This window comes from Sporomusaceae bacterium ACPt (assembly GCA_041428575.1).
Classification (GTDB): domain Bacteria; phylum Bacillota; class Negativicutes; order Sporomusales; family Sporomusaceae; genus Sporomusa_D; species Sporomusa_D carbonis.
In genome coordinates this window covers 3,834,912-3,860,012 of record CP155570.1, presented here as the reverse complement: position 1 = coordinate 3,860,012, position 25,101 = coordinate 3,834,912, and the positions used below count along the sequence as shown (strand labels likewise).

23 protein-coding genes, 1 pseudogene and 1 riboswitch are annotated in these 25,101 nt (G+C 43.2%); of the genes and pseudogenes, 19 read left to right on the top strand and 5 right to left on the bottom strand.

The window, feature by feature from the left end; genetic code table 11:
• Nucleotides 1-89: 89 nt before the first annotated feature.
• The 12 genes from SCACP_RS19690 (at nucleotide 90) to tnpC (SCACP_RS19635) (ending at nucleotide 13,539) form a co-directional block, all read left to right on the top strand.
• Nucleotides 90-1,715 carry a type I restriction-modification system subunit M gene (locus SCACP_RS19690; protein ID WP_425059182.1) on the top strand — a complete coding sequence of 542 codons (1,626 nt, stop codon included), beginning with the start codon at nucleotides 90-92 and terminating at the stop codon, nucleotides 1,713-1,715.
• Nucleotides 1,716-1,805: 90 nt separating this feature from the next.
• On the top strand, nucleotides 1,806-2,051 hold the full coding sequence (locus tag SCACP_RS19685; RefSeq protein WP_425059181.1) for a hypothetical protein: 246 nt from the start codon (nucleotides 1,806-1,808) through the stop codon (nucleotides 2,049-2,051).
• Nucleotides 2,048-2,659, top strand: a complete 612-nt coding sequence (locus SCACP_RS19680) for a restriction endonuclease subunit S (protein ID WP_425059180.1) — start codon at nucleotides 2,048-2,050, stop codon at nucleotides 2,657-2,659. The genes SCACP_RS19685 and SCACP_RS19680 overlap by 4 nt, the downstream gene beginning before the upstream one ends.
• A gap of 14 nt (nucleotides 2,660-2,673) precedes the next feature.
• The gene (locus SCACP_RS19675) at nucleotides 2,674-3,333 is read left to right on the top strand and encodes a restriction endonuclease subunit S (protein WP_425059179.1); all 660 of its coding nucleotides are present in this window, start codon (nucleotides 2,674-2,676) and stop codon (nucleotides 3,331-3,333) included.
• A 40-nt stretch (nucleotides 3,334-3,373) separates the two neighbouring features.
• On the top strand, nucleotides 3,374-4,222 hold the full coding sequence (gene dinD / locus SCACP_RS19670; RefSeq protein WP_425059178.1) for a DNA damage-inducible protein D: 849 nt from the start codon (nucleotides 3,374-3,376) through the stop codon (nucleotides 4,220-4,222).
• 206 nt (nucleotides 4,223-4,428) lie between these two features.
• Nucleotides 4,429-6,846, top strand: a complete 2,418-nt coding sequence (locus SCACP_RS19665; protein ID WP_425059177.1) for a type I restriction endonuclease subunit R — start codon at nucleotides 4,429-4,431, stop codon at nucleotides 6,844-6,846.
• Nucleotides 6,765-7,601, top strand: coding sequence for a hypothetical protein (locus SCACP_RS19660; RefSeq protein WP_425059176.1), 837 nt, complete (start codon nucleotides 6,765-6,767; stop codon nucleotides 7,599-7,601). The genes SCACP_RS19665 and SCACP_RS19660 overlap by 82 nt, the downstream gene beginning before the upstream one ends.
• A 118-nt stretch (nucleotides 7,602-7,719) precedes the next feature.
• The gene (locus SCACP_RS19655; protein WP_425059175.1) at nucleotides 7,720-8,694 is read left to right on the top strand and encodes an AAA family ATPase; all 975 of its coding nucleotides are present in this window, start codon (nucleotides 7,720-7,722) and stop codon (nucleotides 8,692-8,694) included.
• Nucleotides 8,695-8,696: 2 nt separating this feature from the next.
• Nucleotides 8,697-11,147, top strand: coding sequence for a S8 family peptidase (locus SCACP_RS19650; RefSeq protein ID WP_425059174.1), 2,451 nt, complete (start codon nucleotides 8,697-8,699; stop codon nucleotides 11,145-11,147).
• Between the two features lie 91 nt (nucleotides 11,148-11,238).
• Nucleotides 11,239-11,568, top strand: a complete 330-nt coding sequence (tnpA, locus tag SCACP_RS19645; RefSeq protein ID WP_425059092.1) for an IS66 family insertion sequence element accessory protein TnpA — start codon at nucleotides 11,239-11,241, stop codon at nucleotides 11,566-11,568.
• Complete coding sequence (tnpB, locus tag SCACP_RS19640) at nucleotides 11,562-11,909, top strand: IS66 family insertion sequence element accessory protein TnpB (RefSeq protein ID WP_425057810.1); 348 nt, start codon at nucleotides 11,562-11,564, stop codon at nucleotides 11,907-11,909. Before tnpA (SCACP_RS19645) ends, tnpB (SCACP_RS19640) begins: the two co-directional genes overlap by 7 nt.
• 61 nt (nucleotides 11,910-11,970) lie before the next feature.
• Entirely contained in the window at nucleotides 11,971-13,539 is a 1,569-nt protein-coding gene (gene tnpC, locus SCACP_RS19635; protein WP_425061454.1) for an IS66 family transposase, read from the top strand.
• An 85-nt stretch (nucleotides 13,540-13,624) separates the two neighbouring features.
• On the opposite strand, the gene SCACP_RS19630 is transcribed toward tnpC (SCACP_RS19635), so the two are convergent.
• From SCACP_RS19630 to SCACP_RS19620, 3 genes are all read right to left on the bottom strand, one after another.
• Nucleotides 13,625-14,152, bottom strand: coding sequence for a hypothetical protein (locus SCACP_RS19630; protein WP_425059173.1), 528 nt, complete (start codon nucleotides 14,150-14,152; stop codon nucleotides 13,625-13,627).
• 21 nt (nucleotides 14,153-14,173) lie between these two features.
• Nucleotides 14,174-14,428, bottom strand: a complete 255-nt coding sequence (locus tag SCACP_RS19625; protein ID WP_425059172.1) for an ImmA/IrrE family metallo-endopeptidase — start codon at nucleotides 14,426-14,428, stop codon at nucleotides 14,174-14,176.
• A 288-nt stretch (nucleotides 14,429-14,716) separates the two neighbouring features.
• Nucleotides 14,717-15,520 (bottom strand): helix-turn-helix domain-containing protein, encoded by an 804-nt coding sequence (locus SCACP_RS19620; RefSeq protein WP_425059171.1) that lies wholly within the window; start codon nucleotides 15,518-15,520, stop codon nucleotides 14,717-14,719.
• A 153-nt stretch (nucleotides 15,521-15,673) separates the two neighbouring features.
• Between SCACP_RS19620 and SCACP_RS19615 the strand changes: the two genes are divergently transcribed.
• Entirely contained in the window at nucleotides 15,674-15,937 is a 264-nt protein-coding gene (locus SCACP_RS19615; protein ID WP_425059170.1) for a helix-turn-helix transcriptional regulator, read from the top strand.
• Between the two features lie 413 nt (nucleotides 15,938-16,350).
• Here the strand turns inward: SCACP_RS19615 and SCACP_RS19610 are convergent, their stop codons facing one another.
• Nucleotides 16,351-17,157, bottom strand: a complete 807-nt coding sequence (locus SCACP_RS19610) for an HD-GYP domain-containing protein (protein WP_425059169.1) — start codon at nucleotides 17,155-17,157, stop codon at nucleotides 16,351-16,353.
• 143 nt (nucleotides 17,158-17,300) lie between these two features.
• Nucleotides 17,301-17,381: riboswitch (cyclic di-GMP riboswitch) on the bottom strand.
• A 198-nt stretch (nucleotides 17,382-17,579) separates the two neighbouring features.
• Here SCACP_RS19610 and SCACP_RS19605 point away from each other — a divergent pair.
• The 3 genes from SCACP_RS19605 (at nucleotide 17,580) to hepT (ending at nucleotide 19,434) form a co-directional block, all read left to right on the top strand.
• A complete protein-coding gene (locus tag SCACP_RS19605; protein ID WP_425059168.1) occupies nucleotides 17,580-18,140 on the top strand; it encodes a tyrosine-type recombinase/integrase in 561 nt (186 codons plus the stop codon).
• 462 nt (nucleotides 18,141-18,602) lie between these two features.
• Nucleotides 18,603-19,028, top strand: coding sequence for a type VII toxin-antitoxin system MntA family adenylyltransferase antitoxin (gene mntA / locus SCACP_RS19600; protein WP_425059167.1), 426 nt, complete (start codon nucleotides 18,603-18,605; stop codon nucleotides 19,026-19,028).
• Nucleotides 18,958-19,434, top strand: a complete 477-nt coding sequence (gene hepT, locus SCACP_RS19595) for a type VII toxin-antitoxin system HepT family RNase toxin (RefSeq protein ID WP_425059166.1) — start codon at nucleotides 18,958-18,960, stop codon at nucleotides 19,432-19,434. Before mntA ends, hepT begins: the two co-directional genes overlap by 71 nt.
• Nucleotides 19,435-20,347: 913 nt before the next feature.
• Here the strand turns inward: hepT and SCACP_RS19590 are convergent.
• Nucleotides 20,348-21,580, bottom strand: coding sequence for an IS110 family transposase (locus SCACP_RS19590; protein ID WP_425057924.1), 1,233 nt, complete (start codon nucleotides 21,578-21,580; stop codon nucleotides 20,348-20,350).
• 1,038 nt (nucleotides 21,581-22,618) lie between these two features.
• Between SCACP_RS19590 and tnpA (SCACP_RS19585) the strand changes: the two genes are divergently transcribed.
• The 3 genes and pseudogenes from tnpA (SCACP_RS19585) to tnpC (SCACP_RS19575) all read left to right on the top strand — a co-directional run bounded on the left by tnpA (SCACP_RS19585) (nucleotide 22,619) and on the right by tnpC (SCACP_RS19575) (nucleotide 24,917).
• Nucleotides 22,619-22,948, top strand: a complete 330-nt coding sequence (gene tnpA, locus SCACP_RS19585; protein ID WP_425059092.1) for an IS66 family insertion sequence element accessory protein TnpA — start codon at nucleotides 22,619-22,621, stop codon at nucleotides 22,946-22,948.
• Entirely contained in the window at nucleotides 22,942-23,289 is a 348-nt protein-coding gene (tnpB, locus tag SCACP_RS19580) for an IS66 family insertion sequence element accessory protein TnpB (RefSeq protein WP_425057810.1), read from the top strand. Before tnpA (SCACP_RS19585) ends, tnpB (SCACP_RS19580) begins: the two co-directional genes overlap by 7 nt.
• 61 nt (nucleotides 23,290-23,350) lie before the next feature.
• Nucleotides 23,351-24,917: pseudogene (gene tnpC, locus SCACP_RS19575) on the top strand (IS66 family transposase).
• Nucleotides 24,918-25,101: the final 184 nt, after the last annotated feature.

Here is a 25,101-nt window from a genome sequence, read left to right as displayed (position 1 = left end):
ATTAGACACAGTTAACGAATAAATAATCTAGATTGGTAGTCTATAAGGGCTGCCGAATACAGTAAGTATGGAAAGAGGTCTATATTAGCGTGGAACATCAGAATTTAGCCAGCTTTATCTGGTCGGTAGCCGACCTGTTGCGTGGCGATTTTCGTCAGAGCGAATACGGGCGAATCATATTGCCGTTTACCTTGTTACGCCGCCTGGAGTGCGTTTTAGCGCCTTACAGAGACGAGATTATGACTGAATACCAAGCTTTTAAGGATTCAGGTGTCGATCTTGATTTAGTCTTATGCCGGGAAGGCCGCTATTTTTATAATTTGACGCCGTTTACGCTGGCCAGCTTGGGCGAGACTGATACCAAAGCCAACCTGGAGGCATATATTAACGGGTTTAGCAAATATGCCAAGGAGGCCTTTGAGCAATTTAGCTTTTTTACTTGGATAGATAAATTGGCGGCAGCCAATCTCCTATATTTGGTTGTGCAGAAGTTTAAGGATATTGATTTGCACCCTGAGACCATCAGTAACTATGAAATGGGCCTGGTGTTTGAGGAGCTTATCCGCCGGTTTGCAGAGGCTGCCAATGATACGGCCGGGGAATATTTTACGCCGCGCGACGTGGTTAGACTGGCAACAACCTTGGTGTTTGCCCCTGACCATGAGGTGCTGTCCGGTGAAGGGGTTATCCGCACGTTATATGACCCTTGCTGCGGCACCGGTGGTTTTCTGGCCTCCGGCATTGAGCAAGTGCACGAATGGAACGCCAGCGCGGTTATCAAGCCCTACGGGCAGGAACTTAATGCCGAATCATATGCTATCGCTATGGCGGACATGATGATTAAAGGCTATGATCCGTCAAATATTAAATTGGGTAATACTTTGGCTGATGACCAACTGCCCCTAGAGCGGTTCCATTACTGTTTAGCCAATCCGCCTTTTGGTGTTGACTGGAAAAAGGTGCAGAAGGAAGTTGAGCAAGAGCACCGGGAGAAGGGATATAAAGGCCGTTTTGGCCCAGGCCTGCCCAGGGTTTCTGATGGCTCGTTGCTATTTTTGATGCATCTATTATCGAAACGTATGGGAGATGCGACTGGAACACGGATTGGCATCATCCTTAACGGCTCACCGCTCTTCACTGGCGGGGCTGGAAGCGGCGAAAGCGAGATTCGCCGGTGGATTTTAGAGAACGATTGGCTGGAAACCATTGTCGCGTTGCCTACCGATTTGTTTTATAATACTGGCATTGCAACCTATGTTTGGGTTTTAACTAACCGGAAAAGTCCAGAGCGCAAGGGTAAAGTTCAGCTCGTTAATGCTGCTGATTTATGGACGCCGATGCGTAAGAGTCTGGGCAGCAAACGGCGCTATATGAGTGATGAACAAATTGCCGAGATTGCCCGTTTAGTAGCCGATATGCAGGAAGGTGAGCGGTGCAAAATTTTCTCAACCACTGACTTTGGTTATCGCCGCATTACGGTAGAACGGCCATTACAGCTGGCCTTCTTACCGCACGATAAGGACAGGCTGGCGCTTTTGCAGGAAGATACTGCCTGGACAAAACTTGCTGAAGAACGACGGCAAGGCTTGCACAAGGTGCTTGCTAGCTTGGCCGAGCGTTACCTGGACAGGGAAGTATTCTTTAAAGACGTGACCAAGGGCCTAAAGGCGATTGGTCAAGATGGATTAACGGCGCAAGAAAAGAAGCTGCTGTAAAAGACGCTGGGTGAGCATGATCCAGCAGCTGCGATTTGTAAGACTAAGGGAGCCATTGAGCCAAATCCTGACCTCAGGGACTATGAGAATGTGCCGCTGACACAAGATATTGAGGAGTATTTTGCCCGGGAGGTACTGCCCCATGTGCCTGAAGCCTGGATTGATATTGCTAAGTGTGACGAACGGGACGGCAAGCCTGGTATTGTCGGGTATGAAATCAGCTTTAACCGCTATTTTTACCGCTATCAGCCGCCACGGCCATTAGCGGAGATTGACGCTGAATTAAAAGCTGTCGAGGCGGAGATTCAGGCGCTACTTAAGGAGGTAGCGGAATGATCGATTACCGAAAAGCAGGTATTTCTCCTTCCTGTCAGTGGCCAATTAGAAAGGCTAAATTTATATTTGCAAACTATATTAAACGCGGAACTGATGGAGCTGAAGTCTTATCAGTCTCCCAAGTGAAAGGTGTTTATCCTCAAAATAAGTTAATAGAAGAGACTGGAAGTAGGGTTGTTTTAGCATTAGGGGGAACCTATAACTTTAAACAGGTTAATAAAGGGGACTTCGTTATAAGTCTTCGGAGCTTTCAGGGCGGGATTGAGTATTCTAAATTTAACGGAGTTGTTAGTCCGGCTTATACTGTTTTGCATCCTACTATTAAAATTATCGATGACTTTTATCGTTTTCTGTTTAAATCAGAGCATTTCATATCAAGGATTAATGCTGCTACAGTAGGTATTCGTGATGGGAAAACCATCAAATATGAGGAGTTCGCCGAATTAGAAATCCCGGCTCCGCCGTTAGCAGAGCAAATAGCGATTTCGAGTTTTCTCGACCGCGAAACCGCCCGTATTGACACTCTTATCGAGAAAAAGGAAGCCCAGATCCGGCTGCTTGAGGAAAAGCGGCAGGCATTGATTTCTCATGCTGTGACCAAGGGTTAAATTCGGATGCGCCGATGAAAGATTCGGGGGTAGAGTGGCTGGGGGAAGTGCCGGAACATTGGGATGTAGTTCCTCTACTAAAAAAAATATCATCAATTGTTGATTATCGGGGTAGAACGCCGCAGAAGGTTGAAGATGGGATTTTTCTGCTAACGGCTCGTAATATTGGAAAAGGAAAAATAGATTACGAGTGTGCGCAGGAATACACCACAGAAGCCGATTATCGGGAGATTGTAAAGCGTGGCAAGCCGGTAGTTGGTCATGTTGTATTCACGACTGAAGCGCCTCTGGGGCATGTTGCTAATCTGGACCGGGACGATATAGCGATTGCGCAGCGAGTAATTAAATTTGATGGTTTAGCAAAGACATTGGACAATACTTTCCTAAAATACTTCATACTTAGCTCATTTTTTCAAGCGCAGCTATATTCATATGCAACAGGATCAACTGCTTTGGGGATAAAAGTAGAGAAGCTTGTATACTTGCGGCTTGTTTTGCCTCCATATAGTGAACAACAGATAATAGTCCGATATCTTGAAGAACAAGTGAGGAATATTACTAGGATAATTGATGCAGTTCGGTCTTCAATTGATATCCTCCGCGAACGCCGCAGCGCTCTCATTACCGCTGCTGTCACCGGGCAGATTGACGTGAGAGAGGCAGCAATCGAATGAACTATTACACTTACAGAAGAATTTGTGGGAGGGGAGTACAATGGCTAATTCCAACTTAGAAAAATTGCATAAAACCTTTGACGAAATCTTAAATGTTGATACCGAGAATAACATTGAGTTTTGGTATGCAAGAGACTTGCAAGGATGTTTGGGGTATGCAAGATGGGAAAATTTTATTGTGGCTATCCATAGAGCTATGGAATCTTGCAAAAGCACAGGGATAGAAGTGACAAACCATTTTCGTGAGGTCACGAAAATGGTTGAGCTCGGTAGTGGGGCAAAGAGGAATATTCAGGATTACATGCTCACCCGGTATGCCTGCTATTTGATAGCGCAAAATGGCGATCCTAAAAAGGAAGAAATCGCTTTTGCTCAAAGCTATTTTGCGTTGCAAACTAGAAAACAAGAGCTTATCGAAGACAGAATGAATTTGCTTGCCAGAATTGAGGCAAGGGATAGATTAAGGGAATCAGAAAAACAGCTATCGAAAAATATCTATGAGCGCGGTGTTGATGATGCCGGTTTTGGGAGAATACGCTCAAAAGGTGATAAGGCATTGTTCGGTGGTAGAAATACTAGTGACATGAAAATCAAGCTTGGAATAAAGGAGAATAGGCCATTAGCAGATTTTTTACCGACATTAACAATAGCAGCCAAGAATTTGGCAACTGAAATGACCAATCATAATGTAACTGAATCTAATTTACATGGTGAAGTGAGTATAACAAACGAACATGTACAAAATAACTTAAGTGTTCGTGAGATGCTTGGAAAAAGAGGAATAAAACCAGAGAATTTGCCGCCTGCTGAAGATATTAAGAAGCTTGAACGCCGTGTAAAAAGTGAAGAGAAGAAGTTAGCTCACGAGGCTGGAAAATTGCCAGAATAGGCAAGGCAAAAAAGGATGCCTGCCACTTATTTACAGATAATTCAAATTATGGTATGATATGCGCAACCGAGCCCACCACGCCTCTTCATCGAAAGCGTACCAGGTGGGACTTTTCGTTGGATACTAAATTACCAGTAGTTGCATTTTCTACAACAACTGCGATAAAGGCAGTTAACAGGAGCCTTGGCGAAAGGAGAAGATCACTGATGCAAGGTGCTCATCGGGAAAAGGGCTTTCAAGAATATATTGTTAAGCAATTGGCGTCACGAGGTTGGCGAGTTGGTAAATCTTCGGACTATGATACGAATAAAGCCCTCTTGCCGTTAGAGGTAATTGCGTGGTTAAAGGAGAGCCAACCTAAGGCGTGGAGTCGTTTGGAAGCCTTAAATAAGCAGAATACGACTGCAGTCGTTCTTGAGCAGCTCGTTAAAAAGCTGGAATCTCAGGGAACGCTGGAGGTTTTGCGGCGGGGATTTGCTGTCGCTGGCGGCGGAACTCTTCAAATGAGCCAAGGCTTACCTGAGGATGACCGCAACCAGGAAGTTCTCCACCGGTATCGGTGTAACCGGTTTACTGTTGTTCCTGAATTGACCTATAATCAGCTGACCGGTGCGCGGCTTGATCTAGCCTTCTTTATTAATGGTTTACCGGTAGCTACTGCCGAACTTAAAAGCGACTTGGCACAGCCGCTGGCTGCTGCTATACGCCAATACCGGGAAGATCGGCCGCTCCGCTGTCCGGAAACAGGGCGGGAAGAGCCGCTGTTAAAGTTTCTGCGTGGTGCATTGGTGCATTTTGCGGTAACCCAGAACGAAATCGCCATGACCACCCGCTTGAACAACGAAAAAACGAGGTTTCTCCCTTTTAACCAGGGCTATCAGGATGGGGCGGGCAATCCGCCGGGTACAGCTGAGCGATACGCCGTGGCCTATTGGTGGGAGGAAATTCTGCTGCCGGACAACTGGCTGCGCATCTTTCACCGCTTTCTACTCCTAAAGAAGGAGACCAAAGAAGATGCTCAGGGGCGGCCGTATATTAGCGAAACGCTCTATTTTCCCCGCTATCACCAGTGGGAGGCAGTGACCAAGCTAGCAGCGACAGTACGGTTAGAGGGGCCGGGGCATCGCTATTTAATTGAGCATAGTGCGGGGTCAGGCAAAACCAACTCCATAGCCTGGATATGCCATGAATTAATTAGGCTGCGGCAGCCGGATGGTAAAAAGTATTTTGATACCGTTATTGTGATTACCGACAGGAATGTGCTTGATGCCCAATTACAAGACGCTATCCAGCAGATAGACCACCAAAAAGGGGTTGTTCGCGCTATTGACCGGGAAAACAGTAACCTTCCCAAAAGCGCGCAATTGGTCACCGCATTAAAAGGCACGGCGCCGATTATTGTCTGCACCTTACAGACCTTCCCATATGCCATGGAAGCCATCCTAACCGAAACAACCCTGAAGAACCGGAATTTTGCCGTTATCGTCGATGAAGCTCATACATCGCAACTGGGGTCATCGGCATCGAAATTGCGGGCGTTATTGTCACTTGATCTGGCTGAAGCCGAAGCAATGACGGCAGAAGAGCTGTTGGCCGAGATGCAAAAAGTACGGGGGTTCCCGTCCAATGTTTCCTATCTTGCTTTTACTGCCACACCAAAGCACTCCACCTTTAGCCTATTCGGCAGATTACCTCGCCCCGACGAACCGGCAGGTGAGGATAACCTGCCGCAAGCCTTTCACCGCTACACCATGCGTCAGGCAATCGAGGAAGGTTTTATTTTAGATGTACTTAAGAATTATATTAGTTATAATACCGCTTTTCGGTTGGGTTCGGAGGTTTTAGCCGACAAACGGGTCGACAGTAAGCAAACGCGGCGGGCGTTGGCCCGCTGGTTATCCCTGCATCCAACCAATGTGGCACAAAAAGTGGAAATGATTATTGAGCATTTTCGCCGGTCCGTAGCACACCTATTAAACCATCAAGCTAAGGCCATGATTGTGACTACCAGCCGTCCGCAGGCTGTGGCTTATAAGTTGGCGTTTGATCGGTATATAAAGGAGCGGGGCTACAGGGATTTGGCTGCTATGGTGGCCTTCTCCGGTGTTGTGACCGGCAAAGATGTAGTGCCGGAGCTTGAGGGGCAAGACTTTGATGAAAACAGCATGAATCCTGAGCTTCGAGGCAGGGAAATGCGTAAAGCCTTTGATGGACCGGAATGGCAGGTCATGATTGTAGCCAATAAGTTTCAGACAGGCTTTGACCAGCCTAAGCTGGTTGCTATGTATCTCGACAAGAAGTTATCTAATGTGGACGCAGTGCAAACGCTATCCCGGTTGAACCGGACCTATCCGGGCAAGGACAGAACTTTTGTCATTGATTTTGTTAATGACCCGGAACAAATCGTAGAGGCTTTCCGTCAATATTATCAGGGCGCAGCAATTGAGACTGTGCAAGACCCCAATGTAGTTTACCAGCTAAAAGAACGGCTGGACAGCATTTCCTATATACCCGCGATGATGTTATGGCCTTTGGGGAAGAAATGGCAAGAGGAGACGGCGGCAGGGCCACTAAGTTTGAGGCCATACTTACGCCGATTGCTCGGGAGTATAATGACCGCTTAAGCGGTATCAACCAAGCCATCCGGCTGGCGGAGCAAAGAGCAGACGAGTGCGAGCGTTTAGGTGACAAGCAGGGAGCAGAGAAAGCGGAACTGGAGCGCAGCGAGCAGGCCAAAGCCCGGGATGGATTGCTGTTATTTAAGAGCAATCTGGCTAAGTTTGTCCGGCAATACGAGTATATTGCCCAGATTATTGACCTGGGCGATCCTGAGCTGGAGGCCCTTTGCGGTCTGGCGCGCTACCTTGGCAAAAAACTAAACGGAGTAAGTCCTGACGAAATCGACCTATCCGGTCTCAAAATGACGCACTATAGACTATACGAGGCGGGACGGTTGGATAATTCCCTCGGTGTACGTGAAGTCGCTCCAGGCCTAAAGCCGATTACCGGCGCGGGAACACGGGAACCTCGTGATAAAATGAGAGACTTTTTGACCCAAATTATTGAGCAGCTTAACCAATTGTTCGGCGAAGGCATCGGCGATGAGGATAAAATCGCTTTGGCAGGACAGGTAAGTGAAAAGCTCCGGGCTAATGAGACGGTAATGGCGCAGGTTAAGAATAATACCAAGGATATGGCTACCCAGGGTGAATTAAAGAATGCTACTGTAAAAGCGGTGCTCGAAGCGCGAAAAGCTCAAAGGGAAATGGTGGATCGCCTGCTCTCCGGGCCGGATGCACTGGCCGGTTTTGTCGGCATTATGTATGATATTTTAAGGGAAGGAGCGTCGCTGCAGCAAGGACGCGACAATAGTTATTAATAGGCACTTTTTGATAAATTTCTATGATATTATTCAAATATTTCTTTGAAAAACGTATAATGAGAATGATAAGATCAAACGATGATAGTAACAGGTGCCTGTTGGGAGGTGAAGGATTATGGCGACTGGCGAACAAATTAAGGCTCTGGTAAAGTCACACTTTGAAAACAATTCTGAGCGTTTTTCCACAACTGCTCTACAAGTAGCTGCACATGAGGCGCGTCAAGGTCATGAAGCCCTTGCTAAACAAATCAGAGACTTGGTTCAGGCGTCTAAATCCGTTAGTCCTACGGTCTCTGTTATTCAGTTTAAGCGTGAAATTAGTGACTTAATTTTATGCAAGAATTCTGACAGTCGGCTCAATGATTTGATTTTGACTGAAGGTTTAAAAAGTAAGCTGAAGCGTGTGTTGGTAGAGTACCGTCAGCAAGATAAATTAAAAAGTTTTGGATTAAACAATCGACGTAAGCTTTTGTTGGCAGGACCACCGGGTACAGGTAAAACTCTCACGGCGGCAGTACTGGCTGGGGAACTGCGTCTTCCGCTCATGACCATATTAATGGATAAGCTTATTACAAAATATATGGGGGAAACTAGCGCCCGGTTGCGTCAAATATTTGAGACGATTCAGGAACACCGTGGTGTATATTTATTCGATGAATTTGATGCTATCGGTGCAGATCGGTGCTATGATAATGATGTCGGTGAAATGAGGCGTGTATTGAACTCTTTCCTTATGTTTATCGAGAATGATACATCCTCAAGTATTATTGTTTCTGCTACAAACAATCTTAAAATACTGGATCAGGCACTATTCCGGCGCTTTGATGATGTGCTGCTCTATGATCGGCCTCGCGGCAATGAAATTGAGAGATTAATTAAAAATAAGCTGGCATCTTTTTTGCCATCAGATTTCGGGCTAGGCGCTATCGTAAAGGATGCTGAAGGTCTAAGTCATGCTGAGATTGGGCAAGCATGTGAGGATGCACTTAAAGACGCAATATTGAAGGACGAAGATAAAGTAACATTTGAAGTTCTCAGTCATGCTATCCAGGACAAGAGAGTGGCTTATAATCAGAACTGGAGGGAGTAAGCATGGCTGGATTACCGCATTTGTTTGTACATGATGGGAGAGAAGTTACCAAATTTACTAGTCCCACAGGTGGACCAGAGCGAAGTTGTCTGCCGAATAGAGAAAGACAAGCTCACGCAGCCTTGCTTTGGCACAAATTGAATCAGGCTTGGGAGCAAACATCTGTGAGAATGCAAGAGCGCAGGGCAATCACGTTGCCTTGTCGGAATGGCGTTTACCTTGAGTTTAAGAGTGCAGCTGGAAGTAAATTGCCAGTACACAGCTTGGAGCAAATCAGTTCAGGTGTGAGGCTGCTAAATGTGCGGCAAGATGGGGCTCATGGACAAGAAATAACAACGGCGACAGTATATATCCCCGCGGGCAAGCAGAGTCTGTTTCTGAACAAATTAGCCAAATATGAAACTGAAAATACTAAGAAGGACCGACCACGGTACGAAAACCTCTTTGCGCCAATTGAAGACATTCGGACTGCTATGTTAGAGTCGTTCTGGCTTGACCCAATAGACTCTATGCCTGGAGATGAAGATATTTGGTGTGAGGCTTGGCTACAAGGAGAAAGCCAAGAAATACTGGATCACATATTTAACGTATCTAGTACTCTTGGCATTATCGTGAATAGAGAAGAGGTATTGAAGTTTCCAGAACGCATGGTAGTGCTCATTAAGGCAAATCGCCAACAGCTAGTCTCTCTGATTGAATCAAGCCCATACATTGCCGAGTTTAGAAAAGCTAGAAGTACCCCCGGCTTTTTTACTCAGTTGGACAATAACGAACAGGCCGAATGGGCTCAGGAGCTTTTAGCACGATTGAGAATTTTGCCGAGTGATGTGTCGGTATGTATTTTAGATACCGGCGTTAATAATGGACACCCTTTACTTGCTCCGCTATTGGCTAACCGTGACTGCCAAGCCTATCAAACAGATTGGGGCGCTTTTGACGATGGTGGACATGGTACTCTAATGGCAGGATTGGTTGCCTATGGTGACCTAGCAGTGGAACTGGCCAGTGGTAATGCGGTAGAAATTGCTCATCACCTTGAATCTGTAAAAATTTTCCGGTCGAGCCAGCCGAATAATCGGGACTTGTATGGATATATAACCCAACAGGGCGTACACTTGGCGGAAATTGTCAATCCGGCTTATAAAAGGACCATTTGCATGGCTGTTACATCATCAGATGGACCACAAACAGGAAGACCATCTTCCTGGTCTGGTGCCATTGACGCTCTAACTTCAGGCTACTATGACGATCATCGGCGGTTATTCATTGTCTCTGCAGGGACTATTCCTGTGGCAAGCTGGGGTGTATATCCGGAAACTAATCTAAATACATCCGTGGAAGATCCGGCGCAGTCGTGGAACGCATTAGCCGTTGGCTCGTATACGCAAAAAGACCTAGTAACAGATAAAACGTATGGAAAGCTTACTCCAATTGCGCGGCCAAACCAAATCTCTCCGTCTACCACTACGTCCTTGAACTGGGATAGCAGGTGGCCTGCAAAACCGGATATTGTCTTTGAAGGTGGAAACGGCGTTTGTGATGCTAGCGGATTTTATTCTGACTGGGATGAGCTCTCTCTTCTTACCACTAGTCATCAACCGCACAGAGGTTTTTTTGCAAGCTTTTGGGGGACGAGTGCTTCTACAGCATTGGCTGCACGGTTAGCTGCAAAAATACAGGTACAATATCCTGATAGCTGGCCAGAGACTGTTAGAGGTTTAATGGTTCATTCCGCTGAATGGACGCCCGAAATGAAAGAGCAGTTCATTTCAACTGGCAGTAGAGGTGAGTATAGAAGGCTTCTTCATATTTGCGGATATGGAGTACCTAATACAGCCTGGTGTTTAACGAGTTCACAAAACAGATTAACGCTTATCGCGGAGGCAGAGATGCAGCCATTTGAAAAGTCTCCTAGTGGTGGTTATAGAACCCGTGAAATGCACCTTTATGAACTGCCTTGGCCCCGTGAAGTGCTTCGCGAGCTAGGCGATACACCTATCACTATGCGGGTTACTATATCTTATTTCATAGAGCCTGCTCCGGGAGAGATTGGCTGGGGTGATAGATACAGATATCCTTCTCATGGGTTGAGATTTGATATCAACTCGCCGCATGAGACGAAGGAACAGTTTCTCGTTAGACTAAATAAAGCTGCGAGAGATGAAGGGCAACGCCCAGACACATCAAGCGGTAGCGCTCGCTGGGTCATTGGACAGGCTAGTGATTTGGGATCTGTACACTCTGATTATTGGACGGGGACTGCAGCAGATGTCGCTGAGTGCAATTATATTGGCATATATCCAACAACCGGGTGGTGGAAACTTAGACCACATTTAGGCAGATACGATCGCCTCGCAAGATATTCTTTGATTGTATCGCTTCAAACCCCGGATCTCCCTATAGACATATATACTCCGGTTGCTAATAAAGTAACAGTTCCGGTAATGTATTAATTTTCGTTAATTCATATGTAAGCGTAAAAGTATCCCCACATAGCGTATATGCTTCAATCCTGGGATAATGATCTCAGGAGGGATAAGCTGTATGGAAAATACAATAACAAGCAAGCGTAAGGCCTACTCTGCTGTCGAAAAAGCAGCGCTGATGGCAGCATATAAAGCCAGTGGCCTAAGCAAAAAAGAATGGTGCCAGGAAAATGCTATTGGCCTGAGCACATTGCAGAGATGGCTGCAGCACGAAAAAAAGCAGGACCAGCCGCAACCGGTACAAAACTGGATTCCTGTCATCCAGGCTGCGCCAGAACGATCAGCCAGCCTCGAAATACAAATCGGCAAATGCAAAATTGCCGTAGATACTAAAACAGATAAAAAACTCTTGGCAACGGTGCTTGGCGTACTGGTGGAAGTATGCTGAAACTATCGGAACATACACCAGTCTTTTTAGCCTGCGGGGACACCGATATGCGTAAATCCATTAATGGCTTAAGCGCATTGGTGCAGCATAGTTTTAAGTTGGATCCGTTTCAAAAAGCACTGTTCGTCTTTTGCAACAAACAACGCAATCGAATTAAGATTTTAACTTGGGAAGACAACGGCTTTTGGCTGCATTTAAAGCGCTTGGAACGAGGCCGTTTCAAATGGCCGACACTTGACGACGCCACCATGGCGCTTACCACAGAAGAACTGTGGAACCTGATTCAAAGCCCGGGCATCGAACAAAAACTGCGTCGCACGCAAGTTTTAAAAAGCCGCTAAAGTATTGATTTTACTGGCTTTTTGCCTCATTTTCCGGTATAATAGAAGATAAGAAAATGGTATCGGAAATGAGGATTTTTTCTTGCAAACACAGGCACAGCTTGAAGAAGAAAATGCGGAATTAAAGAAACGCGTTCAGGAATTGGAAGCGCTCAACAAGTGGTATATGGAGCAGTTGAAGCTGCTTCGCCAAAAAAAGTTTGGCGCTTCTTCGGAAAAAAGTAAACGCGATGACCAGGAACAGTTAAACCTCTTCAATGAGGCGGAAGCTGAGCGCCAACCGATTGCTGTGGAGCCGGACGTGGAAACCATCAGTTATCAGCGCAAAAAGGGTAAACGCGGAGAAAACATAAAGGACTTGCCGGTAGAAGTGATTGAATATACTCTGCCAGAAGGTGAACAGACCTGCCCTGCTTGCGGTGAAGAGCTGCATGTTATGAGCAAGGAAGTACGTAAGGAATTGACGATTGTTCCGGCAAAGGTCAAGGTTATCGAGCACGTAAACTATGTATACGGTTGCCGAAATTGCGAGAAAAACAATATAGAGACGCCGATCATCACGGCTAACGCGCCGAAAGCGTTGCTGCCTAAGAGCATGGTATCCGCCGAGCTTATGGCCTATATCATGAGCCAAAAATTCGTCAATGCTATGCCGCTGTATCGGCAGGAGCAGGAATTTAAGCGGCTTGGCGTAACGCTTTCCCGCCAAAACCTGTCCAACTGGGTTATTAAAGGTGTCGCACTTTTGGAGCCTTTGTTAGCAGCCCTAAAAAAAGAGTTGCTTTCAAGGGATTTGTTGCACGCCGATGAAACTACTCTGGAAGTGTTGTGTGAACCCGGCAGACCGGCACAGACAGATTCCTATATGTGGTTATATCGAACGTCCGGGGATACGGATCATCCGGTTGTGCTCTATGACTACCAGGAAGGGCGCAGCGGGCAATTTGCCAAGGCGTACCTTGCAGGGTTTTCCGGCTATCTTCAGACCGATGGTTGGCATGGCTATCACAAGGTAGAAGAAGCCGGTGTAACCTTGTGCGGCTGTTGGGCACGTGTTCGGAGAAAATTCAATGAAGCCTTGGTCGGCCCTGCGGCTAAACAGCCGAATAGTAAAGAAGCGATAGGTCTTGCCTATTGCAATAAGCTTTTCGACGTTGAAAAAAAGGCCGAGCACATGACGCCGGAAGAACGGCATGAACTAAGGCAAAAAGAAGCTAAACCAATTATCGAAGAGTTTTATAAATGGATAGAAGCTTGTTGGGCTGATACCTTGCCGCAAAGTCTACTGGGCAAGGCGCTTACCTATGCCCAAAATCAGAAAAAGTATCTGACAGCCTATTTGGCCGATGGCCGCATCGAAATATCGAATAATCGTGCGGAGCGATCTATCAAGCCTTTTGTGATTGGACGAAAAAACTGGCTGTTTTGCAATACGCCTGGTGGCGCAAAATCGTCCGCCGCTGTTTACAGCATAATCCAAACGGCCATAGAAAACGGATTAAATCCACAAGCTTATCTGGAATATGCCTTTAGGCAAATCCAACTGCAGGATACGCTCTGTATTGAAAAACTACTTCCGTGGGCTGAAGAAATTCCTGTAAGCTGTAAAATGCCTAATAAAAAAGCATAACGGTTCCAACAGCCATCTGATGTTTTATCATATCGTACATCAGGTGGTTTTTTATTGATAGGTGGTTTTGCTTTGACGCTTACTGTTATACCGGACGGCGGGTAAGCGTGCGAATCCGTATTTCATGATCGCCGGTAATCTCCGCGACTGATTTTAAATCTTCCCGAATAGCGGCAAAATGATCTTCAAGTTTTTTGTCAAGGTCGCAGTATGATTGCTGAATTAAGTCTATGATAGCGGCATCAGATTCTTTTAAAGATTTAACATCAGTTTTAAGGGTGTTAACATCAGTTTTAAGGGTGTTAACATCAGTTTTAAGGGTGTTAACATCAGTTTTAAGGGTGTTAACATCAGTTTTAAGGGTGTTAACATCAGTTTTAAGGGTGTTAACATCAGTTTTAAGGGTGTTAACATCAGTTTTAAGAGTATTAACGTCAGTTTTAAGGGTGTTAACATCAGTTTTAAGGGTGTTAACGTCAGTTTTAAGGGTGTTAACGTCAGCTTTTACTTCTTTGAGTTCTTGACGAAGTTCCTCAACAACAGCATTAGTATTACCTGTTATTCTAATGAGTTCTTCCATCATTTTTTGCATTTGGTTGAGCTGTTCACTCATAGTTATTCATCCTTTCATTTTTTAATTTTGTAATTTCAGTTCTGCTAATTTATGTGGAATACTTGGTGCATCTGCCAGACTGTATATATTACAGGTGTTTTCACGCAATAAATCATCCGGCATGAGCAACTCCACAGCGAAAATGTTTGCTTCTCGTTCTATTTTAGCGGTTGAAAAAAGAGTATTGGCTTTTAAAAATGGAGTATTTATATCGTGATGGTATATAGCATGCCCAAGTTCATGAGCACAGACAAAAGTTTCTGATTTTTCAGGCATATTGTTATTTAAATGGATAAACTTACTCCGTTTATATTGCTAAAGAATTCCAATACATTTTTCATGTCGGAGCGTATAATCATGACATTTAAACAATCGGCAAGAACAAATGGATTATTTGTATTATAATTTCTGATGAGTTTCTCAGCGAATTTTTTGATATCCACATATATGAAATCCAATAAAGATTTTTTTCTAGGCGTGTTGTTAGTAACGCTCCACCGCTGGCGCTTGACTTACGCTTATACTAACAACACGCCTGTACATCTTTATTGGATACTATATAGATCACTCCTTACGGTATTTTTTAGGAGTGAATTTTTTCTTTGCTATTTGTTTGGCCAATTTCATGGAAGTTAAGAGACTGGCTCTCAATAGTTCGCGATCTTCTTCGTCTTCCGGGTCGTTATATGCTGCCGTGCCGCTTTTATTGTCCAGCGCGTTTAGTATGGTCTCGAGGTCCTTGGCAATTTCACGTTCATCCTTGGGGGTGAGAGGAGGAAGGGAGGACGGGGTTTTATTATCTTGTGGTTCGAAAAGAGATTCTACTGATACACCATAATGTTGAGCAAGTTTCTGAATGATTGTCTCTGACGGAGGGGGATTATTACCAGTTTCCCATTCTTCAATAGTTGATTCAGAAACACCACATAGATCGGCAATTTCTTGAAGAGTTCGTCTCTGTTTAATTCGAAGTTTTTTTATGTTTTTACTAAAAGCTTTTTCAAGTTCTCTTATTTGGTCTATGGAGATATTTACAAATTGCTCACGAATTTCTTTGGGCAAAGCTGATGAGCGTGCTACTACGTTGTACATATTATCTTGGTTGCTGAATGTTATTTTTTTAGTAGTTTGAATAAAACCATTATACCCTGCTTGAATCATTACATCACTAAGAGGAACTCCTAAGCCAATTGCTAACTTTTCTAATGTATCTAGTGTTGGTGACATTGGTTTTTTGGTTTTTGAATCATATCCTTTTTCAATGTTGTCAATATAAGAATGACTTAATCCACATTGTTTAGCAAAATCACGTAATGATAACCCTTTTTCATCCCTTTTTGCTCTTATATAACTACCTAAATTGTTCATATTACACCATCCTTACGCAATTTATTCTAACATAAATGTAAGGAATACTATACAAAAAGAAGGCAATTTGATTGTATTATATACTTGACAAGATGTAAATACGTATAGTAAACTGTACTTGTAAACAATACTGTACAAAGAGAGGGGGTTATTATGGGTCTAAAAAATATTATTGTCAAAACTAGGAAAATTAAAAAAATAACACAACAAGAATTAGCTAAAATTGGTATAAAAAGACCTTATTTATCTGATATTGAAAACTGTAAATATCAACCCGGCGGGGAACTAATGTTAAATATTGCAAAAGCATTAAATGTTGCTGTAGAAGAAATTTTTTTTGTGAAGATTTTTTTTGTGAAGATAATGTACAACATACTGTACAAAATTATCCTGTTAATTCAAACTCAGTCTACATGAAATCCAATAAAGATTTTTTTCTAGGCGTGTTGTTAGTAACGCTCCACCGCTGGCGCTTGACTTACGCTTATACTAACAACACGCCTGTACATCTTTATTGGATTTCAGACTTATCAGCTAACGGAATTATTTTCAATATAAAATCCTCTATGCACTGAGCAGGCAGCGGTTTACTAAATAAATATCCCTGTATCCTATCACAATTTTGGCTTTGGAAGAAGCGAAGCTGTTCCACTTTTTCCACACACTCTGCGGTTATAATAAGCTCTAATTTATGGGTGATATTGGAATGGGCTAATATTCATATCCTGCCACGCTTATGCGACTTTTAAATGTTTGTTATTTGTATCAGCTCCGTTACACAAAATTCAATCTTAGGATTTGGACGTGGCGAGCGAATAATGCCGTCAGCATTATTCCAGTATTTTTTCCAACACAGAAACGAATTCTTTAGAATATTTTCCTTCATCACTTCTTAGTATCTTTATCGCCGTATCCATTTCCTGATGTGGCCTATAAGGTCGGTCGGAGGTGATCGCATCAACAACATCGGCAATCATTACGATTCTGGCGTTGCGGCATATTTCATCTCCCTTTAGCCCTTGTGGATATCCGCTCCCGTCGAGTCGCTCATGATGTTGCAAAATGATATCCGTGCATTCCTTTGGAAGACAAAATGGTTCAAGAGAACTCATGCCCAATTCGCAATGCTGCCGGATATAAACCATTTCCATGTCGTTCAGAGGCTCGGGTTTTTGTATGATGGGTTTAGGAATCAACAACTTGCCTACGTCATGCAGAAAAGCGCCCAATCCTATATTCCACAGTTCTTCATCGTTGTATCTCAGTTCCACAGCTATCATCAACGAAATAATGGCAACATCGATCGAATGTGTATATATCCAGGCCACGTAGTTGCTCAACGCGTTGACGAAAATCCACCAGGGCTTTGTTTTAGACTCAAATATGATAGTGCTTAATACCTTGTGTGGATACTCTAGAACACGATTGTTACGAATATTCATTCTTTCTCCGAGTGCCAGGGCAATCGGAAAAGTTGCTACGCTCTGTTTGACATCAGAATTGACCGGCGCTTCCTGCTCATAGCATCCACGCTTTTTCAGCTTTGCTATAACAGCATCCGTCGTTTTTTGGCCTTTGGCCAACAGCAGGACCCCAGTTTTGTCATAGATGTCTTTCTTGGCGAAAGTTTCAGACATTTTTCTAACTCCTTTCTCTTGACTTGCTCTATCAGCCGCGGGTTAAAGTGATATTACAGTCCAAGCTTTTATGAAACTTATATGGATGAGAACCGATAATAAACGAAAAACCGCAAATCTGTTTATCCACGGTTTTTTAAAGGCATCGCAAACCGGCTGCCATCGTATAACATTAAACTCGTGACTTTGCGTCTCCAACTTTCGGAGGTTTGCCTTTATCAATATTAATTTAAAACTATTCAAACTATTATAATGTAACATTATTGTAATTTTGTTGTATTTAAAATATTAAAAAACCCTTTTGTATGAAGGGTTTAATCTAATAATCTTAGAATTACCACAATCTTTAATTGTATTCTAGTGTATCTTTTTTGTATAATATAATATGTAAAAGATACATTAGGAGGCAATACTAACTAATTATGACTGTTGAACCGATTAGAGAAAAAGCCAAGATTAAGCAGCTTTATCAATACTTGAATGGAAGTGATCCTAAATATGCGATGATTTTTAAATTTGGTATTAATACAGGCTTGAGAATCAGCGATATCATACCTATTAAGGTGAATGATATTTTTAATGAGAAGTGGCAATTTAGAGAGTATCTCATCTTAAACGAAAGGAAAACAGCAAAAGAGAAGAAAATTAAATTAAATGAAACCTTGCGCAAGTGTCTTCATACTTATGTTAAAACTCAGCATCTTGCCTTAGACGACTACCTTTTTCCAAGTCAAAAAGGCGGTTATATAGGAAGAATCCAGATTTACAGAGTGCTGAAGGAAGCTGCCACTGTGATGGGCATTGAAAACTTTGGCACTCACAGTTTAAGGAAAACATGGGGTTATTGGACTTATAAAATATCTAAATACAATATAGGGCTTATTATGGACACTTTTAACCACAGCTCATCCAGTATCACACTTCGCTATATTGGTATCAATCAAGATCAAAAAGACGAGCTGTATTCTATTGTTCAACTATAAAAGCTGTTTTTCGTGTGGATTATTTATTAAATTAATCATAAATGACATAATAACCGAAATATTGACATTTTTTGTGGTAAAAATATAAAATGATTACTAGATATCAATGCAACAAAATTACAATAATGTTGTATCTGATTGGGTTAGTTTACCGAAAAATTACCTTTATTTTCCATAAATTTAAAAGAATAACTACATAAAAAGAGTCGCAGAGTACTAGATTTGTACTTTGCGGCTCTTATCAGTATCTTTATTGGATACTATATGGTTACCTGCAGAGTTAGTGATTATTGCTGGAGAATTGTGATTGAGCGTAGCGGAGGGCACATAATGATGGTAATATACTGAGGAGCCGTAGCAGATGCTGCGGTGTTTTGTTTATATGGTGGAAAATGGTATAATAATCACATGAGAAGAGCTTAGTGTGTTAACATGTTAGGAAAGTGTGGTAGAGTAAACATAATGACAAAAGAGTCTGAAGCAGCGTTAATTGCTAGTTTAGAATCTTTTTTTGCGGATAGACAAGAGATTTTGTTTGCGTGGTTGTTTGGTTCCTATGCCAGCGGCCGTAACAATAACTATAGTGATATTGATATTGCTGTATATGTTAAAGACCAAGCTTTGCTCAATGATAGTGATTGGTATCTCAGTCTAAAATCAGAGATAATGGTTTTAACACATAAAGAAATTGACTTAATAGTATTAAACCACGCTAAACCGTTGGTTAAACATGTCGCCAATATGCGAAAAGTGGTATTATTGACACGGGACCCGCTGTTCGAGGCAGAATATTCTTTGCATATTATTAAAGAATACAATGATGTTCGGTATTGGGCGCGGCACTCACGGCAGTACCTATTGGGAGGACAAAATTATGGTCAAGCATGACATCTTGGAACGCAAATTGTGCCAGATTGAAAAATCATTGACCAAAGTATTGATGTATCGTTCATTGTCGTATGATGAGTTTGTAAGTCATCCGGTTGCCAGAGATGTAGTGGAATATAATCTTTTTATCATTATTAATTGTATGATAGATATTGTAAATCATATTGTGTCCGATGATGGACTCGGTGAGGTTGATGTGTTGTCAGACGGCTTTCGTATTTTAGCCGATCATGGATATTGGAATAATCATCAAACTGCTATCTATACGAAAATGGTGGCATTTCGCAATATGATTGCTCATCAGTATGCTGATATTGGTGCTCAGTTTGTATACGAAATTGTACAGCATAAGCTGGATGATATAAGAACTTTCAAACAGCAAATTGCGGATAAAATAGTTCGATGAAATAAGGCTGCTGGGGAGCGTATTATTTACTGACCAAAAGAAAAAATTCGGTCAGCGCAGAGATATCTTTGTCCTTTTTGGCATATAACCTAAAACGAGTCATGAATATACTTGCAGGAAGGAATTTGGATAATAGATGGTAAATATACCTTGATATGGAATGATCTCGTGATTATCCTAGATTTACAAGTTCTGGGGATGTGGTGCTAAGTAACTGCCGTTTATTATAGTCTTGTGTGACTTGAGTATCATCACTTGGGAGGCGAAAATATATGAATCTGTTGATGCGACTTCAAGAACTGAGTTCTTCTCTGGATCAAACGCTATAAAGAAAAACAAGATACTCCATTTCCAGGTAGCGGCAAGCTAAGCGATGAAGAAGATGCTAAACTCAAAAAATTGGAAAAAGAAAATCGCGAACTGCGAGAAGAATTGGAAATTCTAAAAAAGGCAGCTGCGTTCTTCGCCAAGAATCTGAAATAAAACGACTCAAGTTTATCAGCCAAAACCGCCATAAATACCGGGTGGCGAAGCTGTGCAAGGTTTTAGAAGTATCTATATGAAATCCAATAAAGATTTTTTTCTAGGCGTGTTGTTAGTAACGCTCCACCGCCGGCGCTTGACTTACGCTTATACTAACAACACGCCTGTAAATCTTTATTGGATACTATATAGATATTTTAATATAATTTTCCAACAAAGTGGAACAATTTCAACATGCAAACATATTATGTAATATAAACGAAAAGCCTAGCGGTAAAATGTCAATATGGAAAAACTGAAAAATTGGAAAAAAGATAACGAGAAATTAGAAGTTAGCCTAAAAAAGGGTATACCAAATAAACCTCACCTTAACTACCAAATTATGTAAGAAAGATGAGGTATTTTAAAGGCTGCCAATTAGAAGAAAAAACTAACCTCTCCTCTCAGGCGGTGTGTACAGTTGCTTGGTCTTTAGTAGCATAAAGACCAACCGTACCAGTTTTCGGGCAGTTAAGACGAGAGCACGTTTGTGATGATGCTTGAATGCTTGGGCATATTTTTCGGCGTAAAAAGCAGCATACTCACTGTCATATCGACGAACGAGGTTAGCTGCCTGTATTAGATAATACCTCAGATATTTATTGCCTGTACGAACTCGCTTGGTTTCCTCACTTTCAAACTCTCCCGATTGGTACTGAGACCAAACAAGTCCAGCATACTTAGCAAGAGAATTGTGGTGAGAAAAGCGAGCGATATCGCTAATTTCGGCGATAATACCGGCGGCAAAGACCGGCCCAATCCCTTTCACAGATGATAAGGTTTCGGGAATGGACTTCATGATTTTTTCAATCTCTTTATCCAGTTTGGCAATTTCTTTTTCCATAGTCTGAATAACACTGAGCATAACGGATAATGAGAGATTAACAGGATCAGCCATAGCTTTATCAAGACGATAAGACGAGCGGGCAAGTTTTTGCAAGAAAGAAGCCAATTGCTCCGGATCGTCAAAGCGATTCTTCCCTTTTTCCTTCAAAAAGTCTACTAACTCTGTAATGGACATAGAGACAATCTGTTCAGGTTCAAGTTCTTGCAAAACAGCTAAACAAGTAGAGCCAAACATATTGGAAAAGGGATTATCTTGGCGAAGCCCACTAAATTTCAAAAAGACTTGATTGAGAAAGTAGGTTTTATCGCGGGCGATATTTTGCATAAGGTGAAAGCGGGTTCGGGTCAAACGCTGGAGAGCCTCAAATTGAATAGTAGAAGTCAACTCATGTGGAAGACGGCCAAACCGAAGTTGATCTGCAATCACCCAGGCATCAATGCGGTCGTTCTTAGGAAGAGTATCATAGCCTTTCTTAAAACGAGCCACTTTTCTAGCATTAAGGACAAAGACCTGAGCTTTGGAACCTTGGGTTTGATGGAGGTTAGCTTTAAGGAAATGAGCCAAATGCCAACCAAGATTCGAAGTGGCTTCCATGCCTACACGAATAAGTTCAGATTGAAGTTTTTGAGCCGATTGAAGAATACGTTCAAGTAGAGTTTGAGCGCCTATCAGGTTATTAGGAATGCTAAAAGATTCTAAAGCATCCCCACAATCATTCATGAACTGTACAGAATGAGAGCGGAGGCTAACGTCAATGCCTACCATAAGATTAGCCATAATCCACACCTCCCTTCGGATAAATAATCAAATACTTCTCAGACCTGGGTGCCCATGGGAACCATCTAAAGCAGCCTCGTCATCAGAACTCATGTACAGGAAACAGACAGTGTGGGTGCTACCCCCAGTTTCCAGACTGGTGCAACTAGCGGTTAGATACTCGATGATGGACCACGGGTAGCCGGCTTTCTACAGCAGTATCCAGTGTGGATCCGCAAGGAGGAGAAGAAATCTCCCGAAAAGTACCTGTCGATCCCATTGTCCCATGAGCAAGTCCAAGATTCAAGGTAGGTAATGAGTAAAAAAGGCAGTAAAAAACCAGCCAGCGACAGGGAGCATATACATACTCCGGCTGGCCGGTTTCAATCACTGTTGAATTGTAGCAACTCTGGAATTGGGCCTGTGCCCCGGGCGTATCAAATTGACGCCAAAGTAAGAATTGCTGACTTCAATCAGTGTTCTTATTCAGTTGAAGTTTATTAATCCATTCTGAAAAAGCGTCTTTAACCATAGAAGGAATTAACCACAACCTATAACCGCGCGCATTACAGGCTGAATGTGGATAATATTTCGGGGTAAAAAGAGCTTCTTCAGAATTGGGAACCGGTTCCCCGGAATATGTGTTTCCTTACTGGAAATTACGCTATCCGGTGGATCTAATTCTATTATACGAGGAGGTTGCTAAAATGAGTGTTGATTCTGACCGTGATTGTAAGCGTCGCAAGAAGTGTCCGAAGTGTTGGCATGAATTCCCCCACAAGTGCCCTAAATGTCATTGTGAATGTGATACAGATTGTCACAAGTGTCCCAAATGTGAACACTGGTTTGATGATGAATGCGTATGTCCTAAGTGCCACCATAAATTTAAGCATGATTGGTGCTGTTAATTTGTTAAGCGTCCTTCGGGACGCTTTTTCATGCCCAAAAACCTGGGGCTGACCGCTATGCCACTACTGTAAGGGAAGTAAGCGTAAAAGTATCCCCACATAGCGTATATGCTTCAATCCTGGGATAATGATCTCAGGAGGGATAAGCTGTATGGAAAATACAATAACAAGCAAGCGTAAGGCCTACTCTGCTGTCGAAAAAGCAGCGCTGATGGCAGCATATAAAGCCAGTGGCCTAAGCAAAAAAGAATGGTGCCAGGAAAATGCTATTGGCCTGAGCACATTGCAGAGATGGCTGCAGCACGAAAAAAAGCAGGACCAGCCGCAACCGGTACAAAACTGGATTCCTGTCATCCAGGCTGCGCCAGAACGATCAGCCAGCCTCGAAATACAAATCGGCAAATGCAAAATTGCCGTAGATACTAAAACAGATAAAAAACTCTTGGCAACGGTGCTTGGCGTACTGGTGGAAGTATGCTGAAACTATCGGAACATACACCAGTCTTTTTAGCCTGCGGGGACACCGATATGCGTAAATCCATTAATGGCTTAAGCGCATTGGTGCAGCATAGTTTTAAGTTGGATCCGTTTCAAAAAGCACTGTTCGTCTTTTGCAACAAACAACGCAATCGAATTAAGATTTTAACTTGGGAAGACAACGGCTTTTGGCTGCATTTAAAGCGCTTGGAACGAGGCCGTTTCAAATGGCCGACACTTGACGACGCCACCATGGCGCTTACCACAGAAGAACTGTGGAACCTGATTCAAAGCCCGGGCATCGAACAAAAACTGCGTCGCACGCAAGTTTTAAAAAGCCGCTAAAGTATTGATTTTACTGGCTTTTCGCCTCATTTTCCGGTATAATAGAAGATAAGAAAATGGTATCGGAAATGAGGATTTTTTCTTGCAAACACAGGCACAGCTTGAAGAAGAAAATGCGGAATTAAAGAAACGCGTTCAGGAATTGGAAGCGCTCAACAAGTGGTATATGGAGCAGTTGAAGCTGCTTCGCCAAAAAAGTTTGGCGCTTCTTCGGAAAAAAGTAAACGCGATGACCAGGAACAGTTAAACCTCTTCAATGAGGCGGAAGCTGAGCGCCAACCGATTGCTGTGGAGCCGGACGTGGAAACCATGAGTTATCAGCGCAAAAAGGGTAAACGCGGAGAAAACATAAAGGACTTGCCGGTAGAAGTGATTGAATATACTCTGCCAGAAGGTGAACAGACCTGCCCTGCTTGCGGTGAAGAGCTGCATGTTATGAGCAAGGAAGTACGTAAGGAATTGACGATTGTTCCGGCAAAGGTCAAGGTTATCGAGCACGTAAACTATGTATACGGTTGCCGAAATTGCGAGAAAAACAATATAGAGACGCCGATCATCACGGCTAACGCGCCGAAAGCGTTGCTGCCTAAGAGCATGGTATCCGCCGAGCTTATGGCCTATATCATGAGCCAAAAATTCGTCAATGCTATGCCGCTGTATCGGCAGGAGCAGGAATTTAAGCGGCTTGGCGTAACGCTTTCCCGCCAAAACCTGTCCAACTGGGTTATTAAAGGTGTCGCACTTTTGGAGCCTTTGTTAGCAGCCCTAAAAAAAGAGTTGCTTTCAAGGGATTTGTTGCACGCCGATGAAACTACTCTGGAAGTGTTGTGTGAACCCGGCAGACCGGCACAGACAGATTCCTATATGTGGTTATATCGAACGTCCGGGGATACGGATCATCCGGTTGTGCTCTATGACTACCAGGAAGGGCGCAGCGGGCAATTTGCCAAGGCGTACCTTGCAGGGTTTTCCGGCTATCTTCAGACCGATGGTTGGCATGGCTATCACAAGGTAGAAGAAGCCGGTGTAACCTTGTGCGGCTGTTGGGCACATGTTCGGAGAAAATTCAATGAAGCCTTGGTCGGCCCTGCGGCTAAACAGCCGGATAGTAAAGAAGCGATAGGTCTTGCCTATTGCAATAAGCTTTTCGACGTTGAAAAAAGGCCGAGCACATGACGCCGGAAGAACGGCATGAACTAAGGCAAAAAGAAGCTAAACCAATTATCGAAGAGTTTTATAAATGGATAGAAATTTGTTGGGCTGATACCTTGCCGCAAAGTCTACTGGGCAAGGCGCTTACCTATGCCCAAAATCAAAAAAAGTATCTGACAGCCTATTTGGCCGATGGCCGCATCGAAATATCGAATAATCGTGCGGAGCGATCTATCAAGCCTTTTGTGATTGGACGAAAAAACTGGCTGTTTTGCAATACGCCTGGTGGCGCAAGATCGTCCGCCGCTGTTTACAGCATAATCCAAACGGCCATGGAAAACGGATTAAATCCACAAGCTTATCTGGAATATGCCTTTAGGCAAATCCAACTGCAGGATACGCTCTGTATTGAAAAACTACTTCCGTGGGCTGAAGAAATTCCTGTAAGCTGTAAAATGCCTAATAAAAAAGCATAACGGTTCCAACAGCCATCTGATGTTTTATCATATCGTACATCAGGTGGTTTTTTATTGATAGGTGGTTTTGCTTTGACGCTTACTAAGGGAAGCGCTCAAAGGATGTCTACCGGAGAGTATGCCTCCTTGAATGAAAGTACCGGCAGCCATGGTTCAGGTTTACAACAATATGTTATTGGGAAGA

Coding starts and splice junctions, on each gene's coding strand:
- SCACP_RS19680 (WP_425059180.1), top strand. CDS start 2,048: ATGATCGATTACCGAAAAGCAGGTATTTCTCCTTCCTGTCAGTGGCCA.
- SCACP_RS19675 (WP_425059179.1), top strand. CDS start 2,674: ATGAAAGATTCGGGGGTAGAGTGGCTGGGGGAAGTGCCGGAACATTGG.
- dinD (WP_425059178.1), top strand. CDS start 3,374: ATGGCTAATTCCAACTTAGAAAAATTGCATAAAACCTTTGACGAAATC.
- SCACP_RS19665 (WP_425059177.1), top strand. CDS start 4,429: ATGCAAGGTGCTCATCGGGAAAAGGGCTTTCAAGAATATATTGTTAAG.
- SCACP_RS19660 (WP_425059176.1), top strand. CDS start 6,765: ATGGCAAGAGGAGACGGCGGCAGGGCCACTAAGTTTGAGGCCATACTT.
- SCACP_RS19655 (WP_425059175.1), top strand. CDS start 7,720: ATGGCGACTGGCGAACAAATTAAGGCTCTGGTAAAGTCACACTTTGAA.
- SCACP_RS19650 (WP_425059174.1), top strand. CDS start 8,697: ATGGCTGGATTACCGCATTTGTTTGTACATGATGGGAGAGAAGTTACC.
- tnpA (WP_425059092.1), top strand. CDS start 11,239: ATGGAAAATACAATAACAAGCAAGCGTAAGGCCTACTCTGCTGTCGAA.
- tnpB (WP_425057810.1), top strand. CDS start 11,562: ATGCTGAAACTATCGGAACATACACCAGTCTTTTTAGCCTGCGGGGAC.
- SCACP_RS19630 (WP_425059173.1), bottom strand. CDS start 14,152: ATGAGTGAACAGCTCAACCAAATGCAAAAAATGATGGAAGAACTCATT.
- SCACP_RS19625 (WP_425059172.1), bottom strand. CDS start 14,428: ATGCCTGAAAAATCAGAAACTTTTGTCTGTGCTCATGAACTTGGGCAT.
- SCACP_RS19620 (WP_425059171.1), bottom strand. CDS start 15,520: ATGAACAATTTAGGTAGTTATATAAGAGCAAAAAGGGATGAAAAAGGG.
- SCACP_RS19615 (WP_425059170.1), top strand. CDS start 15,674: ATGGGTCTAAAAAATATTATTGTCAAAACTAGGAAAATTAAAAAAATA.
- SCACP_RS19610 (WP_425059169.1), bottom strand. CDS start 17,157: ATGTCTGAAACTTTCGCCAAGAAAGACATCTATGACAAAACTGGGGTC.
- SCACP_RS19605 (WP_425059168.1), top strand. CDS start 17,580: ATGACTGTTGAACCGATTAGAGAAAAAGCCAAGATTAAGCAGCTTTAT.
- mntA (WP_425059167.1), top strand. CDS start 18,603: ATGACAAAAGAGTCTGAAGCAGCGTTAATTGCTAGTTTAGAATCTTTT.
- hepT (WP_425059166.1), top strand. CDS start 18,958: ATGATGTTCGGTATTGGGCGCGGCACTCACGGCAGTACCTATTGGGAG.
- SCACP_RS19590 (WP_425057924.1), bottom strand. CDS start 21,580: ATGGCTAATCTTATGGTAGGCATTGACGTTAGCCTCCGCTCTCATTCT.
- tnpA (WP_425059092.1), top strand. CDS start 22,619: ATGGAAAATACAATAACAAGCAAGCGTAAGGCCTACTCTGCTGTCGAA.
- tnpB (WP_425057810.1), top strand. CDS start 22,942: ATGCTGAAACTATCGGAACATACACCAGTCTTTTTAGCCTGCGGGGAC.